This window comes from Shewanella avicenniae (assembly GCF_017354945.1).
In the GTDB taxonomy this organism is placed as follows: domain Bacteria; phylum Pseudomonadota; class Gammaproteobacteria; order Enterobacterales; family Shewanellaceae; genus Shewanella; species Shewanella avicenniae.
Genome location: NZ_CP071503.1, coordinates 2,672,185 through 2,683,134 on the forward strand (window position 1 = coordinate 2,672,185; position 10,950 = coordinate 2,683,134).

10 protein-coding genes are annotated in these 10,950 nt (G+C 49.0%); 2 read left to right on the forward strand and 8 right to left on the reverse strand.

From position 1 onward, the window contains the following. Nucleotides 1-88: 88 nt before the first annotated feature. A complete protein-coding gene (gene queA, locus JYB87_RS11745) occupies nt 89-1,135 on the reverse strand; it encodes a tRNA preQ1(34) S-adenosylmethionine ribosyltransferase-isomerase QueA (protein ID WP_207353683.1) in 1,047 nt (348 codons plus the stop codon). A 352-nt stretch (nt 1,136-1,487) separates the two neighbouring features. Between queA and JYB87_RS11750 the strand changes: the two genes are divergently transcribed. Together JYB87_RS11750 and JYB87_RS11755 are read left to right on the forward strand one after the other, a co-directional pair. After that, nucleotides 1,488-2,087 carry an acyl carrier protein phosphodiesterase gene (locus JYB87_RS11750; RefSeq protein ID WP_207353684.1) on the forward strand — a complete coding sequence of 200 codons (600 nt, stop codon included), beginning with the start codon at nt 1,488-1,490 and terminating at the stop codon, nt 2,085-2,087. Between the two features lie 63 nt (nt 2,088-2,150). Beyond that, nucleotides 2,151-2,804: an RluA family pseudouridine synthase gene (locus JYB87_RS11755; RefSeq protein ID WP_207353685.1), complete on the forward strand. Its 654-nt coding sequence runs from the start codon at nt 2,151-2,153 to the stop codon at nt 2,802-2,804. Between the two features lie 42 nt (nt 2,805-2,846). Here the strand turns inward: JYB87_RS11755 and JYB87_RS11760 are convergent, their stop codons facing one another. The 7 genes from JYB87_RS11760 to JYB87_RS11790 all read right to left on the reverse strand — a co-directional run bounded on the left by JYB87_RS11760 (nt 2,847) and on the right by JYB87_RS11790 (nt 10,930). Continuing rightward, entirely contained in the window at nt 2,847-3,242 is a 396-nt protein-coding gene (locus JYB87_RS11760) for a hypothetical protein (RefSeq protein WP_207353686.1), read from the reverse strand. A gap of 214 nt (nt 3,243-3,456) precedes the next feature. Beyond that, the gene (gene tilS / locus JYB87_RS11765; protein ID WP_207353687.1) at nt 3,457-4,872 is read right to left on the reverse strand and encodes a tRNA lysidine(34) synthetase TilS; all 1,416 of its coding nucleotides are present in this window, start codon (nt 4,870-4,872) and stop codon (nt 3,457-3,459) included. Then, complete coding sequence (gene dnaE / locus JYB87_RS11770; protein WP_207353688.1) at nt 4,869-8,345, reverse strand: DNA polymerase III subunit alpha; 3,477 nt, start codon at nt 8,343-8,345, stop codon at nt 4,869-4,871. Before dnaE ends, tilS begins: the two co-directional genes overlap by 4 nt. 82 nt (nt 8,346-8,427) lie before the next feature. Continuing rightward, the gene (gene rnhB, locus JYB87_RS11775) at nt 8,428-9,048 is read right to left on the reverse strand and encodes a ribonuclease HII (protein WP_207353689.1); all 621 of its coding nucleotides are present in this window, start codon (nt 9,046-9,048) and stop codon (nt 8,428-8,430) included. Nucleotides 9,049-9,051: 3 nt separating this feature from the next. Beyond that, nucleotides 9,052-10,212: a lipid-A-disaccharide synthase gene (gene lpxB, locus JYB87_RS11780; protein ID WP_407695848.1), complete on the reverse strand. Its 1,161-nt coding sequence runs from the start codon at nt 10,210-10,212 to the stop codon at nt 9,052-9,054. A gap of 212 nt (nt 10,213-10,424) precedes the next feature. Further along, a complete protein-coding gene (locus JYB87_RS11785; protein WP_207353691.1) occupies nt 10,425-10,700 on the reverse strand; it encodes a hypothetical protein in 276 nt (91 codons plus the stop codon). An 11-nt stretch (nt 10,701-10,711) separates the two neighbouring features. Next, complete coding sequence (locus tag JYB87_RS11790; protein WP_207353692.1) at nt 10,712-10,930, reverse strand: hypothetical protein; 219 nt, start codon at nt 10,928-10,930, stop codon at nt 10,712-10,714. Nucleotides 10,931-10,950: the final 20 nt, after the last annotated feature.

Below are 10,950 nucleotides of genomic sequence, written 5' to 3' on the forward strand. Positions count from 1 at the left end.
TGTGGGGACGTATCCCATCAGATTCAAGGGGAGCGTCTCGCTCCCCCACATTAATTCATCAAATAATGTGATTCGAATTGTACTTTGCTTAGTCGTTGGCTGTCGTTTTACGGGTCACAAACATCGCATCGCCATAACTAAAGAAACGATACTGCTGCTCGACGGCATGCTGATAAGCATGGATAACATGCTCATAGCCCGCAAACGCTGAGACCAACATAATCAAGGTGGATTCAGGCAAGTGGAAGTTAGTGACCATTGCATCGATCACTTTCCACTGATAACCGGGGAAGATAAAAATATCGGTGTCACCGCAAAATGGCTTCAGTACGCCATCGTTAAAGGTGGCCGCACTTTCAAGTGAGCGTACGGAGGTGGTGCCCACGGCAATAACGCGCTTACCCGCCGCTTTAGTCACTTGAATCGCGTCAACCACTTCAGCAGGCACATTAGCCCATTCAGAATGCATGTGATGATTGTGCACATCATCAACCCGCACTGGTTGGAACGTGCCAGCGCCAACATGCAGCGTTACAAATGCGGTTTGCACGCCTTTGGCTGCCAATGCCGCTAAAATGGCGTCATCAAAATGCAGTCCCGCGGTTGGCGCGGCGACCGCACCGGGATTTTTGTTGTAAACGGTTTGATAGCGCTCTTTGTCTGCGTCGTCATCTGGACGATCAATATAAGGAGGCAGTGGCATATGCCCCACGGCATCCAGCATCTCAAGAATGGTGCAATCAGCTTGCAGCTCAAGCTCAAACAGCGCGTCATGACGTGCCACCATCGTGAGGTGATAACCCCCATCAACAATGATTTCACTGCCTTCTTTCGGTGATTTTGAGCTGCGAACGTGGGCTAACATGCACTTATCGTCCAACATGCGCTCAAGCAAAATTTCCAGCTTGCCGCCAGAGGCTTTCTGCCCAAATAGACGTGCTGGCACAACCCGCGTGTTATTGAACACCATCAGGTCGCCTTCATTGACTAACGCTAGAATATCTTTGAACTGTTTGTCCTGCAGCGCACCGCTGTTTCCATCTAGGGTCAATAATCTAGACGCGCTGCGTTCAGGCGTAGGAAATTTCGCGATCAACTCTTCCGGAAGATCGAACGCAAAATCTGCAACTCGCATGGGAATGCCTCAGAATAGCTTAAAACGGCGGCTAGTCTATGGGCTTGGGAGGGGAAGATCAAGAATCCTTCAATTCTCGCTCAGAAATCTCATCTTCTGAGGACGCATCCTTATTCGGTCGATAACTATCAATCTGCTCAAAAGGGATATCTATCGGGACGCGACGCCTCACCTGTCGTGGAGGCTTTCCCAGCAGTTTTTCAATCCAATTCCACATCTTCCATGATCCTTTATGAAGCATAATCTGGCACGAAATAACCAGTCTAGTAGAGAAAAACACCTCTGTCTGTGATATTTTTCAAATCACGGTGGCACATATTAGCCACATTCAGTTTTGTGGCAAGTATAAAATATGAACTTTTTAGCGCACCTTCATCTGGCAGACATCAGTAACACTTCGTTAGCCGGTAATATCGCTGGCGACTTTTGTCGCGGTAACATCGCCCATCATCCGCAACACCTTCGTCAAGGTATCTGGCTTCATCGAAAAATCGACACACTGACCGATAATGACGAAAGTGTGAAAATGCTCAGAGCACAATTTCCAACGCCGCTCAGACGGGTGGCGCCAATTCTGGTCGACCTAGCCTTTGATCATATGCTGGCACGTTACTGGGACGAGTATCACCATCAACCGCTCAAACAATTTAGCCAGAGGTGTTATCAACACCTAGAAGCAACGGACGAGTTGCCTAATACCCTGCAAACGCTGTTGCCCAAAATGCGTCATGGTGATTGGTTATCCAGCTATGCTAACAAGCTGGGATTTCATCAGGCGGTCGAAGGTGTGAGTACTCGGCTATCCAAGCCCGAACTCTTTACTGGCGCTACCAAGGCATTAACCAAGCTTGATGTCGATGTGGAAATTGCATTTCGCACTTTTTATCCGCAATTGATGGCCTATTGCCGCCGTTGGAGCCGCGAAACGCCGCCAGAATATCTGCTCGATTAGTGTAGATGTTTGGTCTCCTGCAGCGCTTTTGTATACAATACGCCGCGAACTGCGGGAGACGACATGCAAATCTTTGAATACCATCCACCCAAATTGCCTTGGCTAGATATTCGTTATATTGATCGCGACGTTATCGTAATCAATAAACCCTCTGGTCTGCTATCTAACCCAGGTCGTGCCGAAGTCACTCATGACTGCGCCCTCACCCGCTTACAGCAACTGTATCCTGAGACCATTCTGGTACATCGATTGGACTGCGCCACCTCGGGCATTATGGTGTTCGCACGCAGTAAAAAAGCCGAATCGCACTTAAAGAAGCAGTTTCAAGAACGCCACAACGATAAGCTGTATATTGCGGAAGTTGATGGGCATGTGCAGCAAGACCAAGGCACGATTGATTTGCCGTTAGCGCCGGATCGCGACAATCCTCCTCTGCAAAAAGTAGATGTCGCTGGCAAAAAAGCGATTACCCACTTTAGCGTATTAGAACGTCGCGCAGATTCAACAATTGTGTCGTTGCAGCCAGAAACTGGCCGTACCCACCAATTACGGGTGCATATGTTGGCGCTTGGGCATGTGATTTTAGGTGATGACTTTTACGGAGATGAACGGATACTGCATGCGAGGCCACGTTTGTGTTTGCACGCCGCAAGCTTGATGTTTAGTCACCCATGGTCAGCTAAAGAGATGCATTTTGTCAGCATGGCAGGGTTTTAAGTCTTTACCATGCTGCACGCTATTCTTGATTAAGTTGTGCAATTAAACGCCGGTTGGCTGCGCCGTATAAAAGCAGCCATCATCGCGACAGAACACTAAGGCGCCGTTGGCTTTAAGCACAAAAAACTCACCAAAGAAATTACCGCCTTTTTCCTCTAGGCGCACACCCTCACCAGTTTCTTTGGCCTGCATTTCATCACAACTGTGGCTACCGTCATTAAACCAAGTTTCCATAATCCATTTACCTGCTTCACGGTAAATGACAATTTCATCATCTAGGTTTGGACGTTTATCTCGCCACTTGCCAACAAGTTCACCGTGCTCATGTTGACGACGTACTAATTTTCGACGTTTTTCAGCCGCAGAAATACCCGATAATTTGCAGCATCCTTGTAATTGCAGTGGCAGGTTTTCCTGAATATCCAGCAACAACCCCATAATACTTTTGCCCCCAATCGCAAAAAGTAAACAGCCAGTAAAAATTAAAACATTTCATTTACACAACAATCACTTATTAGCAGTTGATTGTATGGTGACAAGTGTAATAAACAATCAATGAAAAAACGAGACTTAGATCACTGCAGGGAATTTACTTTAGTTACTTATGTAGCAAGATCATGTTTGTGGCAAAAGCGTGAGTTGGCTTAAAAACTCAGCAACCGGCGCAACAAAGAGTTAGTTGGATGCCGGCTTCATCTGGGTGAGCAAGATACGATTTTTCAATGAATACGCCGACAGCAGTAATCAGCTCTCCGTCCACATATAACAACGGGATTTGCGACCGACGCCATACCGGGACTTTGGCTTCTTGCCATACTTTTTTCAGTTCGCGGCCTTGCTGGCGCCAATGGGGATGACATCGGGTACTGCCGCTTATGGCATAGCGTATTTCCACATCACCTTGCAGACTATCTAGCGCAATACGTGCGCCAGAATGGGTGAGCGCACTCCTCATCGCCTGCCACGGTTTTGCGAGTGGCAACACTAACTGACCTTGTAGCAAGTCATGCAGCTGCGCCGATGTGAGCTGTAATGGTGTAGGTTCACGGTCAAAAGCCACTGGTTCAACATAGAGAGCGCCATTAAAACGCCGATAAACGACATTGGCAAAGTTAAGCGCCACCGTTGCATCGCTCTCGGCACACAATAGTTGTTGTAATAGTTGCTCAAGTTGCACTTGTGATGGGGGCGCAAGCTTACGTAACTGACAAAATTGGCGTACAAGCTGGCGCTGCCACGCTGCATTCATTTGCGCCAGCGGTGCTACTAACAAGGTCGCTTGCTCAGTGATAGCGCAGTGTCCAAGCAGTGGCTTGAGTTTTTCTGCCGCCACTTCTTCAAGCAATGCCTGTTGCTCAGCACATAACTGTGCGCTTCTTGCGGCAGTTTCTGCAATTGCAGGCCAACGTTGCTTCAATTCAGGGATGATGGCTTGTCTTAAAAAATTGCGGTCGTAACGAGTGTCGAAATTACTGTCATCAGTAACGAAATCTAACGCCAGTTCGTCAACGGCTTGCTCGATATCCGCCCGACTAATATGCAACATGGGGCGCAGTTGCCAATAATCATCGGCCAAGGTCTGAATCGCGCCCATTGCCGCAAGCCCTTTGGGGCCTTGACCACGTTTAAGTGCGAGTAATAGGGTTTCGAGCTGATCGTCTTGATGATGTGCCGTTAATAACACATCACCGCGGTTCATCAAGGCTTTAAGTGCCTGATAGCGCTGACTCCGTGCTTCAGCTTCAATACTCACCCCGGCGCGGGTGTCGACTTTGACATAACAGGTTTTGCTGTCGAGTTGGTATTCATGCGCAAGATTGCTGCACAATGCTGCCCACTGTTCAGCATATGGATTGAGCCCATGATGCACATGTACTAAATGTACTCGATGGCGTAATTCCGGTTGTTGGCGTACCAACAATGACAAAGCATAGGCCAGCAATGCCGAATCCATTCCGCCGCTAAACCCCAACCAAAGATGACGCTCCTCAGCTGGCGCCGTCGCAGGTAACTGCAACAGCAGGCTCGTCAGTTCATTGATGATGCTGTCGGTCAGGGCACGATTCATTCAAATAGTATCCGCACCCGGTTACTGCCGAGCATGGTTTCTAACGCCAACATCAATTCATCGGATGGGTTAATCCGCCAGTCATCGCCCATTTTAAACCGCGCTTGGGCGTGGGATTGCTGATATTCAATCACTAGCGGCACAGCGCCATTACGCCATGGCGACACGGTTTGTTGCAGAGATTGCAGCCACTGCGGGGTAATTTTGGCGGCATCAAGTTTGAGTTCAACCGCTGAGGCAAAGTGATTGCGCGCCTCACTCATATCGATAATATTGCGCGCGGTCATGCGATTACCACCGGAGAAATCGTCAAAACTCACTTCACCTTCACAGATGAGAATGCGATCTTGCTCAATCAAGTGGTTAAATTTCTCAAACGCTTCAGTGAACAGCATCACTTCAAGACGCGCACTCTTATCATCTAACGTTAGCAGCCCCATTTTTGAGCCGCGCTTGGTGGTCATAACCCGTGTCGCCACAACGAGACCCGCAACCTTGATGCTTTTACCGCGTTCAGTAGGATGGACTTCCTTCAAACGGGCACTAGTGTATTGCTTCAGTTCATCTAAATATTGATTAATTGGGTGGCCCGTCAAATATAAGCCGAGGGTTTCTCGCTCCCCTTCCAACCAGATTTTGTCTGGCCACGGGGCGCAATCAACAAACTGCTGCTTAGCGTCAGTTGGGTCGTCATTGAGCAAACCAAACATGTCGTCTTGACCAATAGCGGCTGCTTTTGCATGTTGGTCGGCGGCTCTCAACGCCTCTGGCAAGGTGGCCATCATCGAGGCACGATGTGGCCCTAGACCATCAAGCGCCCCCGCACTGATCAGCCGTTCAATCACCCGCTTATTCAGCTTTTTCAAATCGACACGGGCGCAGAAATCAAACATATCTTTGAATGGTCCCGATTTACGCGCTTCAATAATCGCTTCTACCGGCCCTTCACCAACCCCTTTGATAGCGCCGATGCCATAAACAATCTTTTGCCCGTCATCAACGGTGAACTTAAACAGCCCTTTGTTAACGTCTGGCGGAATGATGGTGAGCCCCATGCGATCGCACTCGTCCACCAAGGTCACGATCTTGTCGGTATTGTCCATATCGGCCGACATAACCGCGGCCATAAACTCTGACGGATAATGGGTTTTCAACCACAGCGTTTGATACGACACTAAGGCGTATGCTGCCGAGTGTGATTTGTTAAAGCCGTAACCCGCGAATTTCTCTACCAAGTCGAAGATTTTCATCGCCAACTCAGGATCAACCCCCTGCGACTCAGCACCACTGCGGAAAATATCCCGCTGTTTAGCCATCTCTTCAGGCTTTTTCTTACCCATCGCGCGACGCAACATATCCGCGCCACCGAGAGTATAACCCGCCAGCGCCTGTGCAATCTGCATTACCTGTTCTTGGTAAACAATAACGCCGTAGGTGGGCTCGAGGATCTCTTTTAGACACTCATGCTCAAAATCAGGATGAGGATAGGCCACCTTCGCCTGACCGTGTTTACGCGCGATAAAGTCGTCCACCATGCCCGATTCCAGCGGACCCGGACGGAACAAAGCCACCAACGCGATCATATCTTCGATGTTATCGGGTTGCAGACGCTTGATCAGATCTTTCATCCCGCGCGATTCAAGCTGGAACACCGCGGTGGTTTCATAGCGCTTCAGCATGCGGAACGATTCCGCATCAGCCACATCAATCGCCGCAATATCCACCGGCGGTTTACCTTCACGCGCTAAGCGTGGGTTGATCATAGCTAACGCCCACTCAATGATGGTGAGTGTTCGCAAACCTAGGAAGTCAAACTTCACCAGCCCCGCATATTCCACGTCACCTTTATCGAACTGGGTTACCGGGTTTTTACCCTCTGAATCACACAGTAACGGGCTAAAGTCAGTGATAGTGGTTGGCGAGATAACCACCCCACCAGCATGCTTACCTGAGTTACGAGTCACCCCTTCGAGCTTACGGCACATGTCGATAAGGTCGCGTACCTCTTCATCGGCTTCATAAGCCTCAGGGAGTGCAGGTTCTGCTGCAAACGCCTTTTCCAAGGTCATACCGGGCTCAGCAGGGATCATTTTTGAAATACGGTCAACAAAACCATAGGGATGCCCTAACACCCGTCCCACATCACGAATTACCGCTTTAGCGGCCATAGTACCGAAGGTAATAATCTGCGATACCGCATCCCGGCCATACATATCGGCCACGTGGTCGATCACCTCGTCGCGGCGATCCATACAGAAGTCAACGTCGAAGTCGGGCATTGATACCCGCTCCGGGTTCAAAAAACGTTCGAACAGCAGGTCAAATTCGAGTGGATCGAGGTCGGTAATTTTTAGTGCATAGGCCACCAACGAGCCCGCACCAGAACCACGCCCTGGGCCTACAGGGATGCCATGGTCTTTCGCCCACTGAATAAACTCCATCACAATGAGGAAGTAACCGGGGAATCCCATCTGGTTAATCACACCGAGTTCGACGTCTAAACGCTCATCATAAGCAGGACGCTGCTTTAAACGCTCTGCCTCATCCGGAAACAAAAACGCTAACCGTTCCTCTAACCCTTGCTTGGATTTATGTACCAAGAAGTCGGCTGTGGACATATCGCCGGTGGGAAAGTTTGGCAAAAAATATTCGTGCAAACGCACGGTAACATTACAGCGTTTTGCTATCTCTACCGTGTTTCGTAACGCTTCAGGAATATCCTCAAACAGCGCACACATTTCAGCTTCAGATTTAAAATACTGCTGGTCGCTGTATCTTTTTGGTCGGCGCGGATCAGCAAGGGTAAAACCATCGTGAATTGCCACCCGGATTTCATGCGCTTCAAAGTCATCTTGCTTCAAAAATACCACTTGGTTAGTGGCAACAACCGGTAAACCGAACTGCGCCGCAGCGTCTACCGCCAAATGCAGGTAACGTTCTTCGTCAGGGCGGCCAGTACGCAGCAATTCAAGATAATAACGATCAGGAAAATGTTGCTGATAGAAGCTAATCAGTTCAGCTGCTTGTTGATTGTTGCCTTTAAGCAGAGCTCGCCCCACATCTCCATCACGGCCACCGGAGAGTAGAATCACCCCTTCACCGTGCTCGATGAGCCATTCTTGGTCAATCGCCGCACGGTCGCCTACATAGCCTCGAAGATAAGACTTACTCGTCAATTGGGTCAGGTTCTGATAACCCTCATTGGTCATCGCGATGGCAGTTAGACTGCAAAACTCCCCTTCAAAGCCGGGGACAACGACCCATAAGTCCAAACCTATGATCGGTTTTATTCCGCTATCGTGACAGCCGCTATAAAACTTCACCAAACCACACATGTTGTTTTGGTCAGTAATCGCAACCGCGGGCATGCCTTCGCTGACAGTTTTGGCAAGGATAGGCTTTACCTTTGCCAAGCCATCAGTCATAGAAAAATCACTGTGGACACGAAGATGAATAAAACGAGGTTCGGCCATTCGAATATCTGCTTGTTTTTCAATGAATGATAAATTGGGTATGCCGCTATGCTACCGCATGCGGCATAGAGCTCAAGCGCTTTTATGCCAAACCGAGTGCTTGGCGGACAGGTTTAAAGCTACGGCGATGTTCAGCTAATACACCGTGCTGAGCAATGGCGTCGAAATGCGCCTTGGTTGGATAACCTTTATGTTTAGCAAAACCAAATTGCGGATAAAGCTTATCTAGCGCTTCCATTTCGCGATCGCGAGTGACTTTAGCAATAATTGAAGCCGCACTAATAGCAGCGACCAAACCATCCCCTTTGACTATGGCATCTGCCGCGATACCGGAAAAGTCAGGAGTACGGTTACCATCCACCAAAACCCGCTCTGGGCGAATTGCTAACCCAGCGACCGCTCGCTGCATCGCCAGCATGGTGGCATGCAAAATATTGAGCTCATCAATTTCGGCAGGTGAAGCACGCCCAACGCTGTAAGCCAGTGCTTGTTCGATGATGATGTCGTACAAGGCATCACGCTTTTTATCGCTGAGTTTTTTGGAATCATTCAAGCCCACTATTGGCTTGCTCGGATCTAATATTACCGCGGCAGTCACCACATCGCCGACTAATGGACCACGGCCAACCTCATCAACGCCTGCGACAATCCCCGGCTCTAATACCAGTAGTTGCTCTGCGGTAATCTGCTTATAAATCGCCATGAATTAAGCATCCTTCTGTGGGATATTAAGTAGAGCCTCGACGGCATCAGCTGCTTTCTCACTGGCATTTTGTTTAAGGCGTTGATGCAGTTCAGTGAACGTCTGCTCGAGCAGTCGAGGATCACCGTTCAACTGTTGAGTGACTTCATCCGCCAAGCGGGTTGGATTGCATTCATGTTGAATAAGCTCAGGCACCAACTCACGCCCAGCCAGCAAATTAGGCAATGAAAAATGACGAATTTTGATCATCAACTTGGCAATTTGATAAGTGATAGGGCTAACTTTGTAGCCGACGACCATCGGCCGCTTCACTAGCATCGCCTCCAAGGTGGCTGTGCCCGATGCCAGCAGAATACAATCAGCGGCAGCCATCACTTCACGCGAATAACCATCAATCAAGCTGATTTCCAAATCTGGGGCAAACTGCTTGAGTGCGCTAACAAACTGTTCACGACGTTTAGCATTAACCAACGGCGTCACAAATTTAATATCAGGAAAGCGCTGTTTCACCAGCTTGGCCGCTTCTAAGAACGGCTCAGCCAACATGCCCATCTCTCCACCACGGGAGCCCGGCAAAATGGCCAGATATTCAGCCTCAACCTCAAGACCAAGTGCAGCGCGCGCTGCGGCTTTATCTGAAACCAACGGAATATCATCCGCCAGTGTATGGCCAACAAAGGTACACGGAACCTGATGTTGATCGTAAAACGCCTTTTCAAACGGCAACAGTGCCAACACCATATTGGTTGCCTTAGCAATTTTGAAAATACGTTTTTGCCGCCATGCCCATACCGAAGGGCTAACGTAATGCACGGTTTTAATGCCCTGGTGCTTTAACTTGAGCTCTAGGCCGATATTAAAGTCAGGTGCATCAATACCAATAAAGCAGTCAGGTTGTAAGGCGGTGATTTGTTCAACCAATGACGCGCGGATTTTGAACAGTCTAGGCAGATGTGCCAATACTTCGGCAATCCCCATCAGCGACAACTCTTCCATCGCAAACAGAGACTCAAAACCTAAGGCTTCCATGCGTGGCCCACCAATGCCAACAAAACGCGCATCGGGGAAGCGCTGTTTAAGTTCAGCAACTAAACCTGCACCTAAAATATCGCCGGAGACTTCTCCGGCGACTAGGGCGAATGTCTTTACATTATTGTTTTTCAAATCTTTTTTCGTCATTGAAAACATTGCTTTTTCATTTGGGGTACTCACTGGGGTACTCAAACCATTTTCTCTAGGTTGCGTACCTTCGCGTAAATTGGGGTGATTATATAGGAGTGAGATCTTGTTGTGCACCCTAAAAAAAGAGGCTCCAAGGTGGAGCCTCTAATAACACCGGTTAATGTCGTGTGGTTTTTGGGGGATTCACGGTTGGGTTATTTTGGCGGGGCCGGTGTGTTGTTGTCGACGTTGTTGTCGTCTTGTTCTTCTTCCTGTTCTTGCTGTTTGGCCTTTTGTGCCAGATCGGCGATATAGCCGAGTAGCTGCTCGGCGCTGCCGTCTTTAAATCCTGAAGCGTTAACGATTGCCTGTATTAATTCACCTGATTGGTTTAACTGCTCTTGGGTGTCAAATAGTCGCGCTTTTAGTGCTGTGATGATCGCGTTTGGATCTTGTTGTGACATTGGCTGGCGTTGGTTCTCGTTGTCCATCTTCTTACCTGTTAGTTACTTGGATAGGTGCGAGTAATGCGGCCACCATTAATTACCGCCTCTACTGATGTAGTGGTTCTAACGGTTGAATTGCCGTCCATCATGTCGACGTAAATATTGCCGCTGTGAAAACGCGCCTCAGGTATTGCGGCGAGGAAGGTTTCGACGGCTGCGGTGATCTCGTCGTTCATTGCCTGCTGCGCTTGTTCAAGTTCTGTCGCGGTTGTCATTGTCCTGCTCCATACCGTTT